The 22,913-nt window shown below is 33.3% G+C and carries 21 protein-coding genes; 20 read left to right on the forward strand and 1 reads right to left on the reverse strand.

Features of this window, described 5'->3' with window-relative positions; translation table 11 throughout:
• Nucleotides 1-2 precede the first annotated feature (2 nt).
• The 11 genes from F6P99_RS07700 to F6P99_RS07750 all read left to right on the forward strand — a co-directional run bounded on the left by F6P99_RS07700 (nucleotide 3) and on the right by F6P99_RS07750 (nucleotide 12,055).
• A complete protein-coding gene (locus F6P99_RS07700) occupies nucleotides 3-914 on the forward strand; it encodes a PorP/SprF family type IX secretion system membrane protein (protein WP_193316029.1) in 912 nt (303 codons plus the stop codon).
• 20 nt (nucleotides 915-934) lie between these two features.
• A complete protein-coding gene (locus F6P99_RS07705) occupies nucleotides 935-1,273 on the forward strand; it encodes a cupin domain-containing protein (RefSeq protein ID WP_152286892.1) in 339 nt (112 codons plus the stop codon).
• A gap of 81 nt (nucleotides 1,274-1,354) precedes the next feature.
• Complete coding sequence (gene ruvB, locus F6P99_RS07710) at nucleotides 1,355-2,377, forward strand: Holliday junction branch migration DNA helicase RuvB (protein ID WP_152286893.1); 1,023 nt, start codon at nucleotides 1,355-1,357, stop codon at nucleotides 2,375-2,377.
• A gap of 3 nt (nucleotides 2,378-2,380) precedes the next feature.
• Nucleotides 2,381-4,102 (forward strand): SulP family inorganic anion transporter, encoded by a 1,722-nt coding sequence (locus tag F6P99_RS07715; protein WP_152286894.1) that lies wholly within the window; start codon nucleotides 2,381-2,383, stop codon nucleotides 4,100-4,102.
• 82 nt (nucleotides 4,103-4,184) lie between these two features.
• Nucleotides 4,185-4,727 carry a DUF2911 domain-containing protein gene (locus F6P99_RS07720; protein ID WP_152286895.1) on the forward strand — a complete coding sequence of 181 codons (543 nt, stop codon included), beginning with the start codon at nucleotides 4,185-4,187 and terminating at the stop codon, nucleotides 4,725-4,727.
• Between the two features lie 147 nt (nucleotides 4,728-4,874).
• On the forward strand, nucleotides 4,875-7,796 hold the full coding sequence (locus tag F6P99_RS07725) for a leucine--tRNA ligase (protein WP_152287153.1): 2,922 nt from the start codon (nucleotides 4,875-4,877) through the stop codon (nucleotides 7,794-7,796).
• 9 nt (nucleotides 7,797-7,805) lie between these two features.
• Complete coding sequence (locus F6P99_RS07730; protein WP_152286896.1) at nucleotides 7,806-8,303, forward strand: hypothetical protein; 498 nt, start codon at nucleotides 7,806-7,808, stop codon at nucleotides 8,301-8,303.
• Nucleotide 8,304: 1 nt separating this feature from the next.
• Entirely contained in the window at nucleotides 8,305-8,574 is a 270-nt protein-coding gene (locus tag F6P99_RS07735) for a SemiSWEET family sugar transporter (RefSeq protein WP_152286897.1), read from the forward strand.
• Between the two features lie 16 nt (nucleotides 8,575-8,590).
• On the forward strand, nucleotides 8,591-9,727 hold the full coding sequence (locus F6P99_RS07740) for a hypothetical protein (protein ID WP_152286898.1): 1,137 nt from the start codon (nucleotides 8,591-8,593) through the stop codon (nucleotides 9,725-9,727).
• Nucleotides 9,728-9,758: 31 nt separating this feature from the next.
• On the forward strand, nucleotides 9,759-11,225 hold the full coding sequence (locus F6P99_RS07745; protein WP_226913043.1) for a sensor histidine kinase: 1,467 nt from the start codon (nucleotides 9,759-9,761) through the stop codon (nucleotides 11,223-11,225).
• A gap of 56 nt (nucleotides 11,226-11,281) precedes the next feature.
• Nucleotides 11,282-12,055 carry an enoyl-CoA hydratase/isomerase family protein gene (locus F6P99_RS07750; protein WP_152286899.1) on the forward strand — a complete coding sequence of 258 codons (774 nt, stop codon included), beginning with the start codon at nucleotides 11,282-11,284 and terminating at the stop codon, nucleotides 12,053-12,055.
• On the opposite strand, the gene F6P99_RS07755 is transcribed toward F6P99_RS07750, so the two are convergent.
• The gene (locus tag F6P99_RS07755) at nucleotides 12,052-12,705 is read right to left on the reverse strand and encodes an HD domain-containing protein (RefSeq protein ID WP_152286900.1); all 654 of its coding nucleotides are present in this window, start codon (nucleotides 12,703-12,705) and stop codon (nucleotides 12,052-12,054) included. The genes F6P99_RS07750 and F6P99_RS07755 overlap by 4 nt on opposite strands.
• Nucleotides 12,706-12,783: 78 nt before the next feature.
• On the opposite strand from F6P99_RS07755, the gene tsaB reads away from it, so the two are divergent.
• From tsaB to F6P99_RS07800, 9 genes are all read left to right on the forward strand, one after another.
• Nucleotides 12,784-13,461 (forward strand): tRNA (adenosine(37)-N6)-threonylcarbamoyltransferase complex dimerization subunit type 1 TsaB, encoded by a 678-nt coding sequence (gene tsaB / locus F6P99_RS07760; protein WP_152286901.1) that lies wholly within the window; start codon nucleotides 12,784-12,786, stop codon nucleotides 13,459-13,461.
• Nucleotides 13,462-13,610: 149 nt separating this feature from the next.
• Nucleotides 13,611-16,034 (forward strand): SLBB domain-containing protein, encoded by a 2,424-nt coding sequence (locus F6P99_RS07765; RefSeq protein WP_193316030.1) that lies wholly within the window; start codon nucleotides 13,611-13,613, stop codon nucleotides 16,032-16,034.
• A 3-nt stretch (nucleotides 16,035-16,037) separates the two neighbouring features.
• A complete protein-coding gene (locus F6P99_RS07770; protein ID WP_152286903.1) occupies nucleotides 16,038-17,138 on the forward strand; it encodes a Wzz/FepE/Etk N-terminal domain-containing protein in 1,101 nt (366 codons plus the stop codon).
• A gap of 4 nt (nucleotides 17,139-17,142) precedes the next feature.
• Nucleotides 17,143-18,174, forward strand: coding sequence for a UDP-N-acetylglucosamine 4,6-dehydratase (inverting) (gene pseB / locus F6P99_RS07775; RefSeq protein ID WP_152286904.1), 1,032 nt, complete (start codon nucleotides 17,143-17,145; stop codon nucleotides 18,172-18,174).
• 3 nt (nucleotides 18,175-18,177) lie between these two features.
• On the forward strand, nucleotides 18,178-18,870 hold the full coding sequence (pseF, locus tag F6P99_RS07780; RefSeq protein ID WP_152286905.1) for a pseudaminic acid cytidylyltransferase: 693 nt from the start codon (nucleotides 18,178-18,180) through the stop codon (nucleotides 18,868-18,870).
• A complete protein-coding gene (locus F6P99_RS07785; protein WP_152286906.1) occupies nucleotides 18,867-19,748 on the forward strand; it encodes an SDR family oxidoreductase in 882 nt (293 codons plus the stop codon). The genes pseF and F6P99_RS07785 overlap by 4 nt, the downstream gene beginning before the upstream one ends.
• A complete protein-coding gene (locus F6P99_RS07790) occupies nucleotides 19,741-20,802 on the forward strand; it encodes an N-acetylneuraminate synthase family protein (protein ID WP_152286907.1) in 1,062 nt (353 codons plus the stop codon). Before F6P99_RS07785 ends, F6P99_RS07790 begins: the two co-directional genes overlap by 8 nt.
• A gap of 7 nt (nucleotides 20,803-20,809) precedes the next feature.
• Nucleotides 20,810-21,340, forward strand: a complete 531-nt coding sequence (locus F6P99_RS07795; RefSeq protein WP_152286908.1) for a GNAT family N-acetyltransferase — start codon at nucleotides 20,810-20,812, stop codon at nucleotides 21,338-21,340.
• Nucleotides 21,341-21,457: 117 nt separating this feature from the next.
• Complete coding sequence (locus F6P99_RS07800; protein ID WP_152286909.1) at nucleotides 21,458-22,906, forward strand: lipopolysaccharide biosynthesis protein; 1,449 nt, start codon at nucleotides 21,458-21,460, stop codon at nucleotides 22,904-22,906.
• Nucleotides 22,907-22,913 lie beyond the last annotated feature (7 nt).

The raw sequence follows: 22,913 nt of genomic DNA on the forward strand, positions 1-22,913 counted from the left end.
GCATGATGATAGAAAGAAAAGAAAATTTAATATACCGACGAAACTGTCTTTTTAGTTTGTTTTTGTTGCTCAGTTCTATTGTTTGTTTAGCACAGCAAGAACCAAATTTCACGATGTATAATTTCAATTTAAATATTATCAATCCTGCCTATGTTTCGGTACATAAATATTCAGAGGCAAATTTGTCATATCGAAGCCAATGGACAGGTGTACCTTATGCACCTAACACCGCATTTATGTCTTATACTGCACCTATGAATGATAGATTAGGATTCGGATTGTCTGTAGTTCATGACGAAATATTTATTTTAAATAAAACAGATGCTTCATTTGATTTTGCGGCAGAAGTTCAGTTTTCAGATGACTATTATGTGCATTTTGGTTTGAAAGCTAGTGCGAGTTTTGTGAATATAGATCTTACAAAAGCAGGTGCTCCAGATCGAGATATGTTGTTTAGTAAAAACGAGAGTTATGTTGTACCAACGTTGGGAGCAGGAGTGTACTTGTCACACCCTAAATATTATGTAAGTGTTTCTACACCTAATGCATCTCGAGTAGAAAAGTATTCATTAGGCCAAGATTTACCAGCGATGGTTGTAAATTATTTTCATCTGTACGTCGGTGGAGGATACATTGCTAGGATCAATAAAGATTTAAAAATTACTCCAGCAATTATGTCTCGATTCATAGCAGGGACAACTCCGACCTATGATATTTCTGCGACAATGAATTATATGAATAATATTGTAGGAGGTTTGAACTATCGATGGAAGGAAACAGTATCTCTTTACTCCTTGTTTTCTTCAAAAAGTAACTTCAAATTTGGTTTTTCGTACGATATGAATGTTGCTGATATAGCAAAAGTAAATTCACATGGTTCCTTTGAACTGTTGTTGAGATATAGATGGAATTAAAAATAGTAAATAGTTAATTTATGAAGTTGATACATACCGATTTAATTACAGAAGTGACAGCGAGCCATAATTCTCCTGTAGCAAAAAAAGTGTTTTTAGATGATAAAGTTATCCCGAAAATCATGCAGTTTGGCGCAGCGACTTTTAAACCAGGGCAGAAGGTGGAGAGGCATAAACACGACACAATGTATGAGGTGTTTTACATTCAATCAGGTAAAATTGATTTTGAAGTAGGTGGGGCATCTTTCACATTAATTGCGGGGGATTGCATTACCATAGAACCAGGTGAAATACATGCACAAAACAATTCTTATGGTCAGGATGTGATATGGTTGTATTTCGGGATTGCAACTGATTGATATTGCATTCAAGCATTGCGTACTGTAAGTTGTTTTTATAGGAGCAAAATTCATATCTTCGTATGACCTAAGAAGCAGTACATGAATGAAAATTTAAATCCTGAAAATTCGAATTTTTCTAGTGAAGAAATGGATGTTGAAAAAAGATTACGTCCATTGTCTTTTGACGATTTTACAGGTCAAGATCAGGCACTAGAAAATTTGAAAGTCTTTGTTGAAGCTGCCAATAGAAGAGGAGAAGCTTTGGATCATACATTATTTCATGGACCTCCGGGACTTGGGAAAACTACACTTGCGAATATCCTAGCAAATGAATTGAATGTAGGAATCAAAGTAACATCAGGCCCTGTTTTAGATAAGCCAGGAGATTTGGCAGGTTTGCTTACTGGGTTAGATGAACGAGATGTTTTGTTTATCGATGAAATCCACAGATTGAGTCCGGTTGTAGAAGAGTATTTGTATTCTGCAATGGAAGATTATAAAATTGATATTATGATTGAATCTGGTCCAAATGCAAGGACAGTTCAATTAAACTTAGAGCCATTTACTTTGATTGGAGCTACTACAAGATCTGGTATGCTAACTGCTCCAATGCGTGCTCGATTTGGAATAAGTAGTCGACTTGAATACTATAAAACAGATTTATTGACAACAATTGTACAGCGAAGTGCGGCAATTTTAAAAACACCAATTTCAATGGAAGCGGCTATTGAAATTGCGGGTAGAAGCAGAGGAACACCGCGAATCGCAAATGCTTTGCTGCGCAGGGTTAGGGATTTTGCCGAAATAAAAGGAAACGGATCGATTACTATTGAAATTGCAAAATTTGGTTTGCAAGCACTAAATGTGGATGCGCATGGGTTGGATGATATGGATAATAAAATTTTAACTACTATTATTGATAAGTTCAAAGGAGGGCCTGTTGGTTTGACCACATTGGCAACAGCAGTTAGTGAAAATGCAGAGACGATAGAAGAAGTTTACGAACCGTTTTTAATTCAACAAGGGTTTGTAATGCGTACACCAAGAGGAAGAGAGGTAACAGAATTAGCCTATAAACATTTAGGCAGAACAAAAGGGAGAGCTCAAGGAGAATTGTTTTGATACATGAAGAAATACTTTCCAATATTACAATGGATATCTAAGTACAATAGTAGCTTATTAAAAAGTGATGCTATTGCTGGGATAACTGTGGGAGTTGTTTTAATTCCACAAGGAATTGCTTATGCTTTAATTGCAGGATTACCACCTATTTATGGATTGTATACAGCTTTGATTCCACAATTAGTTTATGCGGTTTTAGGGACTTCACCAAGAGTCGCCGTTGGACCCGTAGCCATGGATTCATTATTGGTGGCAGCAGGTATTGCTTCATTGGTAACTTTTGGAACTGAAAATGTTGTCTCAATTGCCATATTGTTGGCTTTTTCGGTAGGTGTAATACAGTTTTTGTTAGGAGTATTGCGATTGGGTTTTGTGGTGAATTTTTTATCACGTCCAGTAATAAGTGGTTTTACTTCAGCAGCTGCCATTATTATTGGTGTGAATCAATTTAGAAATTTATTAGGGATTCCAATACCGAGGAGTAATCAGATACATGAAATCACCATTCATTTTGTCAAAAATGTATTAGATACAAATTTGCAAACTTTTGCTATCGGTGCAGGGGCTATATTGATTATTTTTGTTTTAAAACGAATCAATAACAAAATTCCTAGTCCATTAGTCGTTGTAGTGATAGGGATTCTAGTATTGAAATTCTTTAGCGGTACATTTGATCAAGTAGCTATAATTAAAGAAATTCCTTCTGGATTACCCTCTTTTTCAGTGCCTGATATAAGTCTAGAAAAAATAATGCAAATGCTTCCGATTGCATTGACAATTGCTATGATTGGTTTTTTAGAAACTGTTTCCATTGGGAAGTCATTAGAGAAAAACGACGATGTAATTCACGTAAAACCTAACCAAGAATTGATTGCCATAGGTTTGGGGAATATGTTAGGATCTTTTTTTAAATCCTATCCGGCAACAGCAAGCTTCTCTAGATCTGCAGTAAATCAAGATTCTGGAGCTAAAACGGGATTTGCTGCGTTTTTTTCTGTTGCAATTGTTGCAGCAGTCTTATTGTTTTTAACACCAGTTTTCTATTATTTGCCAAAAGCAGTATTGGCAGCAATTATTATTGTGTCTGTCTTAAAACTTATTGACTATCGAGAAGCCATGCGATTGTGGAAAGTAAATAAAATTGATTTTTGGATGCTCTTGGTTACATTTATTGGAACCTTGTTTTTTGGAATTAAAGAAGGAATCGGAGTAGGGGTTGGATTGTCTTTACTCATGGTGATTTTTCGAACATCGAAACCACATATAGCCGTTTTGGGGAGAATACCAAATACTGGTTTTTTTAGAAATATAAACCGATTTGACGATGTTGAGGTCAACCCCAAAGTGCTCATATTACGATTTGATTCTCATTTGTATTTTGCCAATACTGATTATTTTAGAGAGCAACTAGATCGACTTACCAAAGAAAAAGGAAAAAGTCTAGAGTTGATTGTTATTGATTGCGAATGCATCAACGGTTTAGATAGTACCGGTGCTGCGATGTGGAACGATCGAATAGATTTTTATGCAGCTCAAGGAATAAAGATATATTTTGCAAATGTAAAAGGCCCTGTGAGAGATGCGATGACAAAATCCGGGATCATTGAAAAAATTGGAATTGAAAATTGCTTTATGAGCAATCAAGGTGCAATGACATATTTTGAAACAGGAAATAGAGAAGTACAAAAAAATCTGTCTTCTTACATCCAACAAGTAAATAAGTAGAATTAACAAAATATTATTTCCTTGCTTGTGTAAGGAACACTAATTTTGCTAGACTCAAAATTCACTATATTTAATTCTACTTATGAAAAAATCATTTTTTACTTTGCTAATTGTAGCTACTGCTACATTATTTTCTAACAATTTAACAGCACAAAAGTTTAGCTCATTAGATAAAAGCCCGCTAGATGTTGCTACTTATCCTAGCAGTCATAGAGAGGCGAATAAAGTTGTGAAGGTTATCTATAGCAGGCCATACTTAAAGGGAAGGTCTGTGAGTTCTTTAGCACCAGCAGGAAAAGTATGGCGAACAGGAGCCAATGAAGCTGTTGAAATTCGTTTTTATAAAGATGTAGTTATCGAAGGGACAGAAATTGAAGAAGGAGTTTATTCATTGTTTACTATACCAGGGGAAAAAGAATGGACTTTTATCATAAGTAAAGACGTAGATGTTTGGGGAGCCTATAGTTATAACAGAAAAAATGATGTTTTACGTGTGAAAGGAAAGGTGTCTACTGGTTCAAAGAAATTAGAGAATTTTTCAATAGCATTTGATAATGATATGACTCTTTGTTTAGGTTGGGGTACAACAGTAGTAAAGTTACCAATAGCATTAGATGAAGATTAAATTCTTGAAATTTAAAAAAAGCAGCAATTTATTGCTGCTTTTTTTATGCTCTAAACTTTCAAGTTCTATATTTTTAACTCTCGCTTAAGAACTGTATTTTTGCAACTTAACTCAAAAAATACAGAGGCTTTATGCCTTTTAGATAGAATGGATTACAATTTTAACGAGATAGAAGCGAAATGGCAAAAGTATTGGTCAGAAAATCAAACTTTTAAGGCTAGTGAAACAACAGATAAACCAAAGTATTATGTGTTAGATATGTTTCCTTATCCATCTGGGGCAGGATTACATGTTGGGCATCCATTGGGTTATATCGCTTCAGATATTTATGCTCGTTACAAACGTCATCAAGGGTTCAATGTTTTACACCCCCAAGGATACGATTCATTTGGTTTGCCTGCTGAACAATACGCAATACAAACAGGTCAGCATCCAGCAATAACGACAGAAACAAATATTGCTACTTACAGAAGACAATTAGATAAAATTGGTTTTTCTTTTGATTGGTCACGTGAAGTGCGTACTTCTAATCCTGATTATTATAAATGGACACAATGGATTTTTATTCAGTTGTTTGATTCATGGTATGATTTAGAAAGCAATAAAGCAGAGGCAATTAGTACGTTAATTTCGATTTTTGAAAAAAGCGGAAACAGCAATGTAAAAGCAGTTTCTGATGAGGGGATTGCAGTGTTTTCTTCTGAGGATTGGAACAACTATTCTAAAGTAGAGAAAGAGGCTGTTTTGTTACAGTATAGAATGACTTATTTGTCTGAGACAGAAGTAAACTGGTGTCCTTTTTTGGGTACAGTTTTGGCCAATGATGAAATCGTCAATGGGGTTTCAGAAAGAGGAGGGCATCCTGTCGTTAGAAAAAAAATGAAGCAATGGAGCATGCGAATTTCAGCGTATGCACAACGTATGCTCGATGGATTAGAAAAGATAGATTGGCCACAGCCTTTAAAAGATTCTCAAACAAACTGGATTGGGAGATCCCAAGGTGCTAGTGTGTTTTTTGATGTAGAAAATTCAGAGGAAAAAATAGAGGTGTTTACGACACGCCCTGATACGATATTTGGAGTTACGTTTATGACCTTAGCTCCCGAACATGATTTAGTTTCGCAAATTGTAACTAAAGATCAAAAAGAAGAAGTTGAAGCTTATATAGAGGCAACAGCAAAACGTTCTGAAAGAGATCGTATGGCTGATGTAAAAACCATTTCAGGAGCTTTCACTGGAGCTTATGCAATTCATCCATTTACAGGTGAAAAAATTGCGATTTGGATTGGAGATTATGTTTTGGCAAGTTATGGAACGGGTGCGGTAATGGCAGTTCCGTGTGGAGATCAACGTGATTGGGATTTTGCAAAACATTTTGAAATTGAAATAAAAAACATTTTTGAAGGTGTTTCTGTTGCTGAAGGAGCTTGTGAAGATAAGACTGCTAAAATTGCAAATTCAGATATGTTATCTGGTTTGAATGTAAAAAAAGCGACCAAGCTGGCTATTTATGAAATGGAAAAAAGAGGTTTCGGAAAAGGGAAAATCAATTACCGTTTGCGAGATGCAGTATTTAGTCGTCAGAGGTACTGGGGAGAACCATTTCCAGTGTATTATAAAGATGGAATGCCACAGATGATAAACCCGAAACATTTGCCAATTGTTTTACCAGAAGTCGAAAAGTATTTGCCAACAGAAGATGGTAAACCGCCTTTAGGAAATGCAGATGTGTGGGCTTGGGACACTGTTAATAATAAAGTTGTCGATAACAGTGAGATAAATAATAGCACTGTTTGGCCTTTAGAGTTGAACACAATGCCAGGTTGGGCAGGTAGTTCTTGGTATTTTAACCGTTATATGGATCCTTCAAATACTGAAGCTTTTGTAAGCAAAGCAGCAGCAGATTATTGGCAAGATGTAGATTTATATATTGGTGGTTCTGAACATGCAACAGGCCATTTGTTATATGCACGTTTTTGGCAAAAGTTTTTGTTCGATAGAGGTCATTTACCAACAGATGAATTTGCGAAAAAATTGATCAATCAAGGAATGATTCTAGGTACCAGTGCTTTTGTTCTTGAAGCTTTATTTGATGGAAAGAGCTTAAATGCATTTGTTTCAGCAGAGTTATTTGATAAAGATGATTATATAACTTCAGTTCATAGAAGATGGGATGAGTTCGTTGGTTTTTTTAAAAATATTGGCTTGAGTGAAAGTGATGTTTCTGACTTAAAGTTTAGATGGATTCATGCAGATGTTTCATTGGTGAATAGTTCTGATGAATTGGATGTTGAGGCATTTAGAAACCATCCACTAAATAAAGATTTTAAAGATGCTAATTTTTTACATTCAGAAGATGGAGCGTTTAGAACAAAACGTGAAGTTGAAAAAATGTCTAAGTCTAAATACAATGTTGTGAATCCTGATGTTATCTGCGAAGAATACGGGGCAGATAGTTTGCGATTGTTTGAAATGTTTTTAGGACCCTTAGAGCAAGCAAAACCATGGAAGACTTCAGGTATATCTGGTGTGCACTCTTTCTTGAAGAAATTATGGAAATTGTATCATCAGGGAGCATCATTTTCTGTTGTAGATGCAACGCCTACGAAAGATGAATTAAAGACGCTACATAAAACCATCAAAAAAGTACAAGAAGATATCGAGAATTTTTCTTTCAATACTTCAGTTAGTACTTTTATGATTGCTGTAAATGAATTGTCTGCCTTGAAGTGCAATAAAAGAGAAATTTTAGAGCCTTTGTTGGTATTGGTTTCTCCATATGCACCTCATATTGCTGAAGAATTATGGTCTAAATTAGGGCACGAAACTTCGATTGCAACAGCTAGTTTTCCGGTTTTTGATGAAAGTCACTTGGTAGAAAGCACCAAAGTATATCCGGTTTCATTCAACGGTAAAATGCGTTTTACGTTGGAATTATCATTGACACTTTCTAAAGATGAAATTGAAGAGATTGTGATGAAACACGAAAAAACACAAGCTCAGTTGCAAGGAAGAACTCCTAAGAAAGTTATTATTGTACCAGGTAAAATTGTAAATATTGTTGGATAAAAATTAGTTATGAAAAAAATTAAAAACCTAAGCCTAGTTCTTGTTGCTATTTTTGTTGTTTCCTGTGCTTCAGAAGATGAAAAAATGACTCGTTATTTAGTTGGAAATTGGGAAACAGTATACGTGAAATTAGAAATGCCTACTTTTAAAAGAAAGGATACTTTGATTGAGTACGATATTGATTTTGCTAACCCTCATGATCCTAGAGCCAAACAGCAAGGAAAATCCTTTACAACTTATAATGTAGACGGAACTTTCGAAAGTTGGACTAAAAAAAACGGATATCCTGCGGGTCAGAAAACACAAGGGAATTGGAAAGCAACGAAAGATTCGTTGTTTTATGAGTTTTCACAAGGACCGGGAAAAAAACCGTTTACAGTTGCTTTTGAACTAGAGAAAATAGAAGATGGTTTTTCTATTAAAGGTTTGCAAGACCGTGATAATGATGGAGAACAAGACGATACTTTTTATTTAGAAACAGTTCGTTTACCAGATACCGAAAAATAAGATGCAAAACATACCGATAGAAATTGAAGTAATTGGTTTGTTGGCTGCGTGTTTGACCACAGCGTCATTTGTGCCTCAGGTATATAAAATTTGGAAAACTAAATCAGCTGAAAGTGTTTCTTTAACAATGTTTTCGATGTTTTTTATCGGAGTACTATTGTGGTTGGTGTATGGTATATATATCAAGAGTGTTTCGATGACCATTGCCAATGTTATTACGGCTTCGCTGGCGAGTATTATTATTTATTATAAGTTGAAACTGAAGGAGTAACTAATTTGTCTGTAATATGAAAAGTGTTTTGTTCAAGGTTTCATTTTTAATATACCTTTTTGTAAACGGTATGTTTGTTTACAAGTATGGAGCAAGGCAAAGTTATGTGAACTCTATTTCTCTCGTTATTGGGTATGTCTTTTTCGTAACAGCTTTTGTGGTTTTAGTTAGTAAGAGAAAGTTTAACTTTTTAAGCAGGAATGTATTTTTTAACAAGTTGCTGATTGCTGTCGTTTTATGTTTTGTTTTAGTGTTTTCTTTAGTTGTATTTAAGGTAGATAGTAGTACTTTAACTGCCGATAGATGGGCTGCGTTAGAAATAACAATTCAAGGAATTATAGATGGAGTATATCCATATAATAGAATAGATTATGTAGGTAATGTGAGTTCGAATTTTCCTGCCTTGGGTTATTTGGGACTTCCCTTTTACTTAATTGGTGATGTTGGATATTTGCAGGTTTTTACCTTTGGGTTGTTTTCTTTTTATGTTTTTAAAGAAGTTAGAAATGTAAAATATCGATACTTACTTGTTTTTTTGTACTTAATGTCACCTGCTATTTGGTGGGAGTTTATAGCGAAGAGTGATATGTTGAGTAATTTATTACTATTTGCATTGATGGTTGAGGTTAGTATAAAAAAAAGGCGCGAAAATTTTTTCGATAAGCCTTTCAAAATTAGTCTTATGATAGCTTTTTTTTTACTGACTCGTGGAGTTTTAGTAATTCCTATAATTATTTTCTTTTTTCGAGATTTTTATGGTTCTAAAACCTCATCGAAGTTGCAATCTATCGCTATAGGAATTTTATCAACGGTATTAATTTGTTTGCCGGTTTTACTTTCTGCGGAGAATATTGAAATGTTAATCAATCATAACCCTCTGACCTTACAAACTAATAAGGCACCTGTATTTTCATATATTTTGTTAATGCTGCCGTTTTTTATTTCGTTTCGAACTCAGAACTATGAAACATCTTTTTTTTACAGCGGTCTGATTATTTTTGCTATCCCATTTATCAGTATGATAAGTATTATTTTTTCTGAAGGTTGGTTTTTCGCTATTTTTGATCATAGGTTTGATATTTCATACTTGTCTATGATGCTACCTTTTGCATTCGTATTGTTTAAATACGAGTTCAATAAACTTAATTATTGAGTACATTTAATCTGAATCAAAAAAGAAGGGGATGATTTTTAAAAAACTGTCTTTACGAATACGCATATTTTTATCGATGATATTATTGATATTGTTGACCTACGTGTTAATTGCGTTTATGACAGTTTATCAATACAATGAACAGACTGCTAATTACAACAAACGTAGGTTTGCTAGAAAAGAGAATGCAACTCGATTGAGTATCAAATACGAACTAGACAATACAAAACATCCATTAGAAACGAGTGAACTTTTTGATTATTTTAAAGAACCGATTTTAGAAATTGTTAAAGTTCATAAAGTGAATATTAACTTTTACGACCTGAATGGGAAATTGTTGTTAGATTCTAGAGCTATAGCAAATAACGATAGTATTTATGATTCTTCTGAGTATTTAAAACCTTATGAATTAAATAAGTTTAAAACTGAAAAAAGATTTGTCGAAGGTAGGGACCTTGATGAAGGTAGAAGACTTCAATCATCCTATAGCTACTTGTATAATAAAGCTGGTGTGTTGATTGGTTTTTTGAAGATGCACTACGTGCAAGATAATACAGTTCAAGATAAAAATTTAAATGAGTTTTTAACAAGGTTGGCTTATGTGTATCTGTTAATGTTTGTGATAGCGATTAGCTTTGCCTATTTTCTATCAAGTTATATTACACGTTCGTTAAAAACAATACTCGAAAAAATTGAAAGGATCGGTAAAACTGGATTGCACAGCGAAAATGAAAAAATTTACATGGGTTCTACGTCAAAAGAAATAAAAAAATTGATTACAGCCTATAACAATATGATTGATCAATTAGAAGAAGCTGCACGCAAATTGGCTTCTTCTGAAAGAGAACAAGCATGGAGAGAAATGGCAAAACAAGTAGCGCATGAAATAAAAAATCCATTAACTCCAATGCGTTTAACAGTGCAAAGTTTTGAAAGAAAATTTGATCCTACCGATCCTGAAATTAAAGATAAATTAAAGGAGTATAGCGAGAGTTTGATTCAACAAATAGATGTAATGAGCTCTATTGCTACGGCTTTTTCTGATTTTGCAAAAATGCCAAAACAGCATAAGAAAAAAGAAGAAGTAATCTCTGTCATAAAAGTGGCTCTTGATATTTTTGAAAATGAAAATATCGAGTTTTCAAGCAATTCAGAAGAGGTCTATTTGTTGATAGATAAAGGACAGCTTATTCGTGTAGTTACGAATTTGGTGAAAAACGCCATACACGCTGTTGAAGATGTCAAACATCCAGTCATTGAGGTGCTATTGCATGATTCTGAGGGTTATTTTGAAATCAAAGTGAATGACAACGGTAAAGGGATTGCTGAAGAGTTAAAATCTTTGATTTTTGAACCACGATTTACAACAAAGTCAAGTGGAATGGGATTAGGATTGGCAATGTCAAAGAAAATTATTGAAATGTACAACGGAACGATTGATTTTGATTCTCAAGTAGACAATGGAACCAAGTTTACGATAAGAATCCCAAAAGAATAGTTTCGAAACCTAAAACTTCTGGTTATATTTATGGAACTATTTTAAAAACTGTTCCTATGGAGTTTCATAATATTTCTATTCAAGATTTAGGTGGATATGTATCACTCGTGACTATCGAAAGGCCTAAAAAATTAAATGCTTTAAATAAAGAAACGATTGCAGAGCTTCATCAGGTATTTGTTTCTTTAGAAAATGACGACCAGGTTAGGGTTATTTTGCTTATTGGTTCAGGTGAAAAGGCATTTGTAGCTGGAGCAGATATCGCTGAGTTTGCTTCTTTCACTATAGAGCAAGGAAAAGATTTGGCTGAGAAAGGACAAAAAACTTTGTTTGATTTGATAGAGAATTTTTCGAAACCGGTTATTGCCGCGATTAACGGATTTGCACTTGGTGGAGGTCTTGAGTTGGCCATGGCTTGTCATATTCGATATGCTTCAGAGAATGCAAAAATGGGGTTGCCCGAAGTGTCATTGGGGTTGATTCCTGGTTACGGAGGGACACAGAGATTGCCGCAGTTGGTTGGGAAAGGAAGAGCAATGGAAATGATACTTACCGGTGGCATGATTTCATCAACTCAGGCACTTGAATATGGTCTGGTAAATCGTGTAGTTCCACAAGAAGAACTGTTGATCAGCTGTTTGGAAATTGCGAAAAAAATAGTTCAAAATGCACCGAGTTCAGCAAGTGCAGCTATAAAGGCAATCAACTCAGGTTTTGCTGGCAATGATGGGTATTCAAAAGAAATTACTTTGTTCGGGAGTTGTTTTGGTACTTCAGATTTTATCGAAGGTACTACAGCGTTTCTGAATAAAAGGAAGCCAGAATTTTAAATTTTTCCTTCCCATTCAGCATAAAATTGTTGCAAATAATCTTCCATAAATTGATGTCTTTGTTGCGCGATTTTTTTACCGGTATTGGTATGCATTTTATCTTTTAAGAGCAGTAATTTTTCATAAAAATGATTGATGCTTGGAGCAGTAGATTTTTTATAAGTTTCTTTGTCCATTTTTAAATCAGGTGGAATGTTAGGGTTGTAGATTTCTCGGTTTTTAAATCCACCATAATTGAAACATCTTGCAATTCCTATTGCACCAATGGCATCTAATCTATCTGCATCTTGAACAATATTAAATTCTATTGAGTTCAATTGCGTTTCAAAATTTCCACCTTTAAAAGAAATATTTTCAATTATTTCTACGATGTGATTGATCATTTCATGCTCTAAGGAAAGTGTTTGAAGGAAGTTTCTAGCTGTTTTTGGCCCAATAGATTCGTCACCATTATGAAATTTTGAGTCTGCAATATCATGCAATAATGCGGCAAGTTGCACAACTGTTTGGTCAGCCGTTTCTGATTTGGAAATCAAGATGCTGTTTTTGTAAACACGTTCTATGTGAAACCAATCGTGTCCACCTTCAGCATTTTTTAATGTTTCTTTTACAAAAAGAATAGTTTGGTTTATTATTTCGTTTGAATTCATATTGTAAAATAAAGGAATTCTAACGAAACAGGTGAACTGCCAATATACTATATTTGCAATCTGAAAGAAAAGTACAATATGTCGTATATCTTAAATTTTGATACAGCAACGAAAAACTGCTCAGTAAGTATTGGTAGAAATGGAGAGATGGTGGCTTTCGAAGAAGTGAACACAGAAAATTATTCGCATAGCGAAAAATTGCATTTGTTTGTTGAAAACGTTTTGCAAAAAGCACAAATTGAATTCTCTGATTTAGCTGCCGTTTGTGTGGGTAAAGGTCCAGGTTCGTATACAGGTTTGAGGATAGGTGTGTCGGCCGCAAAAGGTATTTGTTTTGCTTTAGATATTCCTTTAATTTCGTTAGAAAGCTTAGAGATTTTGGCAAATTCAATAACAATAAATGAAGGCGTGGTCATTCCAATGTTAGACGCTAGAAGGTTGGAGGTTTTTAGTGCTGTTTTTGACAAAAACGGACTGCAAATTAGAGGTACGAAGGCTGAGGTTCTCGATGAAAATTCATATGATGATTATTTAAGTAGTGATAAAGTATATTTTGTTGGTGATGCAGTCAAAAAGACAAAAGATATCATTATTCATAAAAACGCCATTTTTATTGAAAGTAAATTTCCTTCAGCTCTAGATATGGTTACTCTATCAGAAAAAAAATATAAGAATGCTGTTTTTGAAGACGTTGCGTATTTTGAGCCTTACTACTTGAAAGATTTTGTTGGTGTTAAACCCAAAAAACGCATTTAGCACTCTTCTTTTTGTTGTTGTTTATTTGTGCATAACATATGTTAACTTTGGCTAGGTTTGTTCGGGTTAATTTATGTATTTTTAGCGTTTTAAAAATAAACAATATTTGCTTCAATAAAACGTTTAGAAGTAGTAACCAAACTTATCTTATGAAATATTGGATTTATTCAGTGCTAATAGCCTTTACATTGGTAGTCAGCCAGTCTACATATGCTCAAGAGTTGTCTTCAGCTAAAATGGAGAAAATGGATGTTGATAATTTGTCTGACGAGCAAATAAAAGCTTATTGGGAACAAGCGCAAGCACAAGGGTATACAATGTCTCAGTTAGAAGTGTTGGCGCAAGCAAAAGGTATGTCCTCTGTAGAAATTGCAAAATTAAAAGAACGTATCAGAGAAGTAAGTTTGTTGTCAGATGTTCCTGATACTGAAAATCAAACTTCTGAAGATTTTATGTTGGATCAAAATGTAGATCCTTTTGGTTTGATAGGTTTGGAAAATGAGGCTTTAAAAGAAAAGAGCTTGTTGTTCGGGTATGATTTTTTTAACAATCCAAATATTTCTTTCGAACCCAATTTAAATTTGGCTACTCCTGAAACCTATCAGGTGGGGCCTGGAGATGAATTGTTGATTGATATTTGGGGAGCAGCTGAAAATTCTTACCGAAAAAAAGTTGATAAAAGAGGAGCGATAAATATAGAGAGCATTGGTCCGGTTTATGTAAATGGCTTGGAAATTCAAAAAGCAAAATCCAAGATTGTTTCTTATTTGAAAAAGATCTACAGTGGTATTAGTGCTGCGCCAACGAGTTACAATAAAGTTTATGCTGAGGTGTCTTTGGTTGGTATTCGTACGATTCAAGTAAATATTATCGGTGAAATCAAAGTTCCAGGTACTTATTCTTTAAACGCCATGTCTTCGGTTTTAAATGCCTTATATGCCGCAGGAGGCCCTACAGAAAACGGAACGTTTAGAACTGTACAGTTGTTTAGAAAAGGAAAGTTGCATTCAGAATTAGATATTTACCAATACCTGACTAAAGGTTCTCAGAAAGGAAATGAGTTTTTAAAAGATAAAGACGTCATCATTGTAAAGCCTTATTTGAGTAAGGTATCGGTTACCGGTTTTGTAAAAAGACCGGGGATCTACGAATTAAAGCCAAAAGAATCGATAAACGAATTGGTAGATTATTTTAGTGGATTTTCTGCTGAAGCTTACAAAGAAAGATTGCTTGTTGAGCGTGTGAATGGGAGTCAGCGAGAAGTGCTTGAAATTGATATGAAAAGTCAAGAAAAATTTCTTTTACAAGATGGTGATAGCATAGATGTTAAAAGAATTACCGACAGGTATATCAATCGCGTAAGTATCAATGGTGCCGTATATAGAGAAGGTAATTATCAATTAACTGATAGTTTACGCTTGTCTGAATTGATAGAAAAAGCAGATGGAGTAAAAGAAGCTGTGTTTTTAGATAGAGGTTTGATTTATAGAACTATCGATGATGTAGATGAAGAAGTTATCCCATTTTCTATCAAAGATGTGTTGAACAAAACGCAAGATGTTGTTTTGAAGCGAGAAGATAGTATTCATATTTTTGATAAATATTCATTAAAAGAGGAGTATACAGTGGCGATTAACGGTGCTGTAAATGAGCCCTTGACTACTGAGTTTCGTCATAAAATGAATATTGAAGATTTGATATTAATGGCTGGAGGATATAAAGAAGGAGCTGATCCGAGTGTGATTGATGTTTCAAGAAGAGTAATTGATACTAGTTTTTCTACATTAAGTGAGAATATCAAGAGATCAAGTACTATTTCTTTGAGTTTAGATAGTGTAGAGACTTTTTATTTGGAGCCTTTTGATGAGGTTTCGGTTCGTTATTTAAAAGGATATAGTAAAAAAATTGATGCATCAGTTGAAGGTGAAGTTGTATATCCTGGACGTTATGCAATTACTGATAAGGATGAGCGAATATCTGATTTGATTGAAAAATCAGGTGGATTTACGCCATATGCCTATGTCGAGGGAGCTACTTTGATACGAAGAACGACAAAAGCAACAGATAAAGAGCAGTTAGAGTTGTTACAAAGTTTGATTGTAAAAGATTCTTTGGGAATTGATGTTACTGAGAAGACCGAGTATATGATTGGAATTGACTTGAAGAAGATACTTGAAGACAAAGGGAAAAAATCCAAATACGATTTAATTTTAAGAGAAGGTGATGTTTTGGTAGTCCCGTCACAAAAGCAGACGGTTGCGGTTCAAGGTGAAGTTTTGCGTCCTTCATTGATTCGATTCGATAAGTCAAAATCTTTGAAAGAATACATAAATAATTCGGGTGGGTTTTCTGAAAATGCAAAAAAGAGCAAGACCTATGTCGTATACGCAAATGGAGATGTGAAAAGTACCAAACGTTTTTTATGGATTAAAAATTACCCGGATTTAGAACCTGGAGCAATTGTATTGGTTCCGAAACGAGAACCAAGAAAGAAAATGACGGCAGGTGAAATTATTGGTATTAGTTCTGCACTGTTGAGTTTGGCATTGTTAGTTCAACAAATTAGTAAGTAGGTTATGAGTCAAGATGTAAAAAATACAATAAGAGAACAAGACGAAATTGACTTGATGTCCTTGGTGAAAACAATTTGGAGTGGACGTAAAACTATTATAAAAACTACCCTCATATTTATGTTGTTGGGTTTGTTTATTGCTATTTTTTCTGAGAAGGAATATACAGCATCGACTACTTTTGTTACCCAAGATGCAGAATCAAAAATAGGAGGTAGTATCGGAGGCTTGGCTGCAATGGCTGGAATAAATTTAGGTGGTATGGGGTCTAATTCTGAGATATCCCCAATTCACTATCCTAAAATCATGGAAAATATTGGTTTTCAGTTGGATGTTCTAAAAGCTCCGTTGTCATTTGTGGAAGAAAAGAATGATGTTAGTTTCGAAAATTATTATCAACATATATACAAACCCAGTTTACTAGGGGTAATCTATAAATATACGATTGGTTTGCCTAGATTGTTAATCAGCTATCTAAAAGGTGGAAAAGAAAAGGTTGAGGATTTAAATAAATTAACTATTGATGAATTGATCGAAGTGTCAGAAGAACAAAATCTTTTGTTGAAAAGGCTCTCAAAGCAATTGTTGTTGCAGGTAAATGAAAATGATGGTTATATTACAATTGAAGCCAATATGCCGCAAGCAAAACCAGCTGCACAATTGGTGAAACATGCTCAAGAATTGTTACAGAACTTTATCATTGAATCTAAAATAAAGAAAGCCACAGAGCAACTAGATTATATTAAAGAGAGATATGAAATAGTTGAGCAAAAATTTATTGAAGTCCAATTAAAATTAGCAAAATTTGAGGATAAAAATAAGTATGTAAACACAGCAATGAGTAAAATAGAATTACAAACGATACAAGATGAGTATAATTTGGTGTATTCAGTCTATACTGAGTTAGCAAAGCAATTAGAAGCACAATACTTGCAAATTACAAAAGATACTCCTGTTTTTACAATTTTAAAACCTGTAACGGTGCCTGTTGAAAGGTCTAAACCTAAGAGAGGTTTGATTTTAGTTAGTTGGGTTTTATTGGGGGTGATAGTAGGTGTAATTCTAGTGATAACAGAAAGAATAATCAAAAAAAACATTAAAGAATAATGGGATGTTAGATTTAAATGGAAAATCAATTTTAATAACAGGAGGAACTGGGTCATTTGGGAAAATGTTTACTAAATTAATTTTGGAAAGGAATCCAGGTGTGAAGCGTTTGGTTATTTTATCTAGAGATGAACAAAAGCATTTTCAAATGTCTCAGGAGTTTCCTGAGGATGTATTTCCAGCGATTCGATATTTTATTGGAGATGTAAGAGATAAGTCTAGGCTTGTTCGTGCATTTGAAGGAATCGATATCGTAATTCATGCAGCTGCTATGAAGCATGTTCATTTGGCGGAATACAATCCAATGGAATGTGTGAAGACCAATATTAACGGAGCTGAAAATGTAATTGAAGCTGCGTTGGAATGTGGAGTTAAAGATGTCGTAGCTTTATCAACTGATAAAGCCGCAGCACCAATTAATTTATATGGTGCTACCAAGCTAGCTTCGGATAAATTGTTCATTGCCGCTAATAACATAAAAGGAACTCGGAAAATTAAATTTTCTGTTGTTCGGTATGGTAATGTGATGGGTTCCAACGGTTCTGTAATGCCATTTTTTCTTAAAAAGAAGAAAAACTGTGAGGAGTTTCTTCCAATAACAGATGAAAAAATGACAAGATTCAATATATCCCTTGAAGATGGTTGTGCGATGGTCTTTTATGCTATAGAAAAAGCATGGGGAGGCGAGGTGTTCGTCCCTAAAATTCCTTCATATAGAATTCCAGATGTTGCAAAAGCCATTGCACCTGAAATGAAGCAGAAGGTAATAGGTATTAGACCTGGAGAGAAGTTACATGAAGAAATGATCACTGCATCCGACTCTTATAATACTGTTGATTTAGGTAAATACTATGCAATTTTACCTCAAAAGTCACCATATTCTCAATATACAAAAGAGGATTATAAAAGGGAGTTTAAGGGTGTTGATGTCCCTGAGGGATTTTCATATGATTCTGGAAATAACACTGATTGGGAATCGGTTGAATCCCTCAGACAATTAGTTATTGATCATGTAGATGCCAATTTTAAAGTGTAGCTTATGTCTAAAATTGCAATTATACCTGCTAGGGGTGGCAGCAAACGTATTCCTAGGAAAAATATTAAGTCTTTTCTGGGAAAGCCAATTATTGCTTATTCGATAGAAAGTGCTATTAAGTGTGGATTATTTGATGAAGTTATGGTGTCTACCGACGATAAAGAGATTGCTAGGGTTGCTCGTGAATATGGCGCCGTAGTTCCGTTTTTTAGAACGGTAAAAAATTCAAATGATTTTGCCACAACAGTTGATGTTATTGCTGAAGTTATAACTGAATATAAAAACATAGGAAAAGAGTTTTGTTATGCATGTTGTATTTATCCGTGTGCCCCATTTGTAACTGATATAAGGTTACAAGAAAGTTTTTCTAAATTAGAAAAACACAATTATGACTGTGTATTCCCAATAGTACGTTTCAGTTTTCCTATTCAAAGAGCTGTGAAGATTAATACTAACGGAATGATTGAAATGTTCGAACCAAGATATATGCAAACTCGCTCGCAGGACTTGGAATCTTCGTTTCATGATGTTGGCCAGTTTTATTTTTTTAAAGTAGATAAAATTATTGAAGCGGAAAAGTTATGGACAAATAACACTAGTTTTATTGAGTTGACACAATTAGAATCTCAAGATATTGACCATATTTCTGATTGGGAATTAGCAGAAATGAAGTATAAAATATTACAAGAAAAATGAGAATTTTGGTTACTGGTGCCTCAGGTATGCTCGGTGCTACTTTAGTTAAGTCGTTATCTAAGAAATTCGATGTTTATGGAACAGGAAATTCCGAATATAAAGATTGTCCTGTAGCATATATGCAATTTGATTTATCTTCGGATTCTTTTGAAGAGCTTATTTCATGGAGTAAACCGAAAGTAATTATTCATTCAGCAGCTTTAACTAATGGGAACTATTGTAATGATAATCCATTGGAAGCTTATAATATTAATGCTGTGTCTATTAGGAAACTTATGAACGCGACCGATGGTGATGTAGAGATAATCTATATATCAACGGATGCAGTTTTTCCTTCTAAATTGAATTTAGCTAAAGAGAAAGACATTGTTTGTCCTGAAAATGTTTATGGTAAATCTAAGGAGTTGGGAGAGTTTTTTTTGTTAAACTCGGAGCGAAAGTTTAGCATTATTCGGACTACGATTGTAGGATTAAATGAAAATACATCCAAATCAGGTTTTGTTGAATGGATTGTTAATTCATCAATAAAAAATGAAACTATTGGGTTGTTTGATGATGTAATATTTACTCCCATTTCTATTTGGGATTTAGCTATGGAACTCGAATTCTTAATAGAAAACAACTTAGTTGATTCTAAGGTGTTGCATATCGCAGGTCAGCAATGTTGTACTAAATATGAATTTGGAATTAATTTGTTAGAGTCTCTTAATATTTCTACAAATTATGTGAAAAAAGCAACAATTTCTTCTTTTACAGAAAGAGCAAAGCGCTGTGCAGATCAAAGTTTGAATGTTAGTAATTACGAAAAATTATTTGGTAGAGCATTACCAACTTTAGAAAAAACAATTCAATCTATAAAAGATAATTATTATGAATAGTATAGAACTCGGAAGTAGAATAATTGATGATAACTCTTTATATTTTATCGCAGATATAGGAGCTAATCATAACGGATCATTAGAGAAGGCTATAGAGTTAATTAAATTAGCCAAAGAGTCGGGAGCAGATGCAGCAAAGTTTCAGAACTTTCAAGCTAATAAAATTGTGAGTAAAATTGGTTTTGATAAACTCAAAGGGAAGTTGTCTCATCAGTCTGATTGGAAGAAATCTGTTTTTGAGGTTTATGAAGATGCTAGCATTTCTAAAGATTGGACAGGGATATTGAAAGATGAGTGTAATAAGGTTGGTATCGATTATTTTACAAGCGCATATGATTTTGAATCTGTTGATTTAGTGGATCCGTTTGTAGACATGTATAAGATTGGATCGGGTGATATTTCATGGTTGGAAATTATTGAGTATACACTAAGTAAAAATAAACCCGTTTTGTTGGCTACTGGTGCTTGTTCAGATGAAGATGTTAAAAGAGTAATGGAAATGGCGATGGATAAAACCGATAAACTTGTTTTAATGCAATGTAATACAAATTATACGGGGTCAGATGATAATTATAAATATTGTAATCTAAATGTATTGAAAAAGTATGCAGCTGATTATCCAAATGTTGTTTTAGGTTTATCCGATCATACATCTGGCCATGCCACAACTTTAGGCGCAATTACTTTGGGAGCAAGAGTAATTGAGAAGCATTTCACGGATAATAATGATCAAGTAGGACCTGATCATGGATTTGCAATGAATCCGAATTCATGGAGAGATATGGTTGATAGATCATATGAATTACTTAGCGCCCTTGGAGATGGTGTTAAAAGAATAGAAAAAAATGAAGTTCAATCTCAACTAGTCCAAAGAAGGTGTTTAAGGGTGAAAAATGATTTAAAAAAAGGACATGTATTAAAGGAAGAAGATTTTATTGTACTAAGACCTATATCTGATGGGGGTGTACATCCGTACGAAAAGAAATTTTTTTTAGGAAAAGAATTGCTCGAGGATATTGACGCTGGTGAACATTTAACAAAAAAAATGATATAAATTTGTTATGATAAAAGGAAATATAGTAGGTTTAAGAGCTGTTGAAAAAGAAGATCTCTCTTTGTTTAGAGATTGGCGTAATTTAGAAAGTTTTAGAAAACACTTTAGAGAAGTTAGGGAATTGTCTCTTGCAGATCAAGAAGCTTGGTTTGATAGTTTACAAAAAACAAGACATATAAACTTTATGTTCACAATTGTTGACCTAGAAACTAATAAACCAATTGGAGCAGCGGGAATTTTGTACGTGAATTGGATAAATAGGTCTGGTGATTTTTCTTTTTATATTGGTGAAAATGAGGTTTATGTTGATGATAAAGATTTGTCAAAGGAAGCAGCTTCTTTATTGATTGATTATGGATTTAATAATTTAAATTTGAATAAAATTTGGATGGAGTTATATGAATTCGATTCAAAAAAAATTCAATTTTTTAAAGAGTTAAACTTTCAAGTAGATGGAAAGCTTAGAGCGAATTGTTTTGAAGATGGTAAATATTGGGATTCTATTATTATTTCTTTGTTGAAAGATGATTGTACCTGAGTTTTTTATTTACATTGTTTATAGAAAAAATAGCTGTGTTTTTCACATTAGTTGAGCTGTCTTTTTTGTGTAAACAGTTAAAGATGTTTAAACTGAGAAAATAAATAGATTTTTTTAATGGGTATATTTAAACAAATATTAAACTCTCAAATAACGCATTTTATTGGGGTGAAATATTTAACATTCGGTATTCAATTTGTGAATTCATTGTTGATAGCAAAATATTTAGGAGTTTTTTATTTTGGGATTTATAGTTTCTTAATATTGTTGAATCAGTATTTAACTTATTTAGGTATGATACCTTCTTATTCTTTAAATGCTATTTTGTCAACAAAGAAAAAATCCTTGTACTACTCAAAAAGATTATGGCATAATACCCTATTGTTAACATTAATTCTATGTTTTTTAGTCTCTATGATTGGTGTTCTTTTAGTTTCAATTTATCCAACTATTTTTGCTAAATATCAATTCTATGATTATTTTGCATTTGTTTTTCTTATTTTTTCAGTTTCAGCATTTAACAATGTTTTTACTAATCTATACAGAACTTATGGAGAGTTAAATAAGATTAATTTTAATCAATTTATTGTTCCTTTTTTTCAACTGGTGGTTTTAATATTATTTAATACTCAAAGTTTAATATATTTTTTGTTGTTGGCTATGGTGATAGGTAATATATGTTCATTGATATTGTTTTTAAATAACTCACCGATCTCACTTGGATTTGGTTTCAAAGGATCAATAATGAAAGAAATATTAACTAGGGGTGGGCATTTGTTGATGTATAATGTTAGTTTTTACCTTTTGTTATTGTCTTCGAGAACAATTGTGTCAATTGAGTTTTCACCTGAGAAACTAGGTTTTTATTCTTTAGCAGTAAGTTTGTCTAGCGCAGTATTTATGGTTGTTGGGTCGGTTTCATTTTTGGTATACCCTAAATTATTGAATAAGTTTTATGCGAATGATTCAAGTGATACAAAAAAAGTGTTGGTAAAAATTAGAGAGTTATATATTGCAAGTTGTTTTTTATTGACATATATGGGCTTCTTATTGGTACCGATATTAATTGTATTTATACCGAAATATTCAATGGCAATGACTCCTTTTAAAATACTTCTTTTTACTCAGTTAATATTTAATAATAGTTTTGGTTATAGTGTTTTACTAGTTGCAAAGAAAAAAGAAAAGATAATGACTAAGATTTGTCTTTATTCGGTTGTTATAATAGTAGGGCTATCGATTTTGTTTGCTAAATTGGGTTTTTCGATTAATTTAATAGCGGTTTCAGTATTGGTTGGTTTTACATATTATGTGTTTAAGTTAACAAAAGTTGGTATGAAAGAATTTAATTATAAAGTTACATATCATGATGTTTACAAAGAGTTATTCCCACGAAACTTTTTAATTCCCCTGGTGTTTATTTTAATTAGTTTAATAATTGAGAATGATTTTATTTTCATAGTTCTTAGTTTTTTGTTTTTTATTTTTTTAAACAAAAAACGTATCATTCAAATTATTATTCACCTTCAAGAGCTTGTTTCAAACAATAATAGTTTAAAATTTTAAGGTATTG

Source organism: Flavicella marina, assembly GCF_009193215.1.
In the GTDB taxonomy this organism is placed as follows: Bacteria; Bacteroidota; Bacteroidia; order Flavobacteriales; family Flavobacteriaceae; genus Flavicella; species Flavicella marina.

Excerpts from the sequence above, each read along its gene's own strand:
- F6P99_RS07700 (WP_193316029.1), top strand. The coding sequence starts at position 3 with ATGATGATAGAAAGAAAAGAAAATTTAATATACCGACGAAACTGTCTT.
- F6P99_RS07705 (WP_152286892.1), top strand. The coding sequence starts at position 935 with ATGAAGTTGATACATACCGATTTAATTACAGAAGTGACAGCGAGCCAT.
- ruvB (WP_152286893.1), top strand. The coding sequence starts at position 1,355 with ATGAATGAAAATTTAAATCCTGAAAATTCGAATTTTTCTAGTGAAGAA.
- F6P99_RS07715 (WP_152286894.1), top strand. The coding sequence starts at position 2,381 with ATGAAGAAATACTTTCCAATATTACAATGGATATCTAAGTACAATAGT.
- F6P99_RS07720 (WP_152286895.1), top strand. The coding sequence starts at position 4,185 with ATGAAAAAATCATTTTTTACTTTGCTAATTGTAGCTACTGCTACATTA.
- F6P99_RS07725 (WP_152287153.1), top strand. The coding sequence starts at position 4,875 with ATGGATTACAATTTTAACGAGATAGAAGCGAAATGGCAAAAGTATTGG.
- F6P99_RS07730 (WP_152286896.1), top strand. The coding sequence starts at position 7,806 with ATGAAAAAAATTAAAAACCTAAGCCTAGTTCTTGTTGCTATTTTTGTT.
- F6P99_RS07735 (WP_152286897.1), top strand. The coding sequence starts at position 8,305 with ATGCAAAACATACCGATAGAAATTGAAGTAATTGGTTTGTTGGCTGCG.
- F6P99_RS07740 (WP_152286898.1), top strand. The coding sequence starts at position 8,591 with ATGAAAAGTGTTTTGTTCAAGGTTTCATTTTTAATATACCTTTTTGTA.
- F6P99_RS07745 (WP_226913043.1), top strand. The coding sequence starts at position 9,759 with ATGATTTTTAAAAAACTGTCTTTACGAATACGCATATTTTTATCGATG.
- F6P99_RS07750 (WP_152286899.1), top strand. The coding sequence starts at position 11,282 with ATGGAGTTTCATAATATTTCTATTCAAGATTTAGGTGGATATGTATCA.
- F6P99_RS07755 (WP_152286900.1), bottom strand. The coding sequence starts at position 12,705 with ATGAATTCAAACGAAATAATAAACCAAACTATTCTTTTTGTAAAAGAA.
- tsaB (WP_152286901.1), top strand. The coding sequence starts at position 12,784 with ATGTCGTATATCTTAAATTTTGATACAGCAACGAAAAACTGCTCAGTA.
- F6P99_RS07765 (WP_193316030.1), top strand. The coding sequence starts at position 13,611 with ATGAAATATTGGATTTATTCAGTGCTAATAGCCTTTACATTGGTAGTC.
- F6P99_RS07770 (WP_152286903.1), top strand. The coding sequence starts at position 16,038 with ATGAGTCAAGATGTAAAAAATACAATAAGAGAACAAGACGAAATTGAC.
- pseB (WP_152286904.1), top strand. The coding sequence starts at position 17,143 with ATGTTAGATTTAAATGGAAAATCAATTTTAATAACAGGAGGAACTGGG.
- pseF (WP_152286905.1), top strand. The coding sequence starts at position 18,178 with ATGTCTAAAATTGCAATTATACCTGCTAGGGGTGGCAGCAAACGTATT.
- F6P99_RS07785 (WP_152286906.1), top strand. The coding sequence starts at position 18,867 with ATGAGAATTTTGGTTACTGGTGCCTCAGGTATGCTCGGTGCTACTTTA.
- F6P99_RS07790 (WP_152286907.1), top strand. The coding sequence starts at position 19,741 with ATGAATAGTATAGAACTCGGAAGTAGAATAATTGATGATAACTCTTTA.
- F6P99_RS07795 (WP_152286908.1), top strand. The coding sequence starts at position 20,810 with ATGATAAAAGGAAATATAGTAGGTTTAAGAGCTGTTGAAAAAGAAGAT.
- F6P99_RS07800 (WP_152286909.1), top strand. The coding sequence starts at position 21,458 with ATGGGTATATTTAAACAAATATTAAACTCTCAAATAACGCATTTTATT.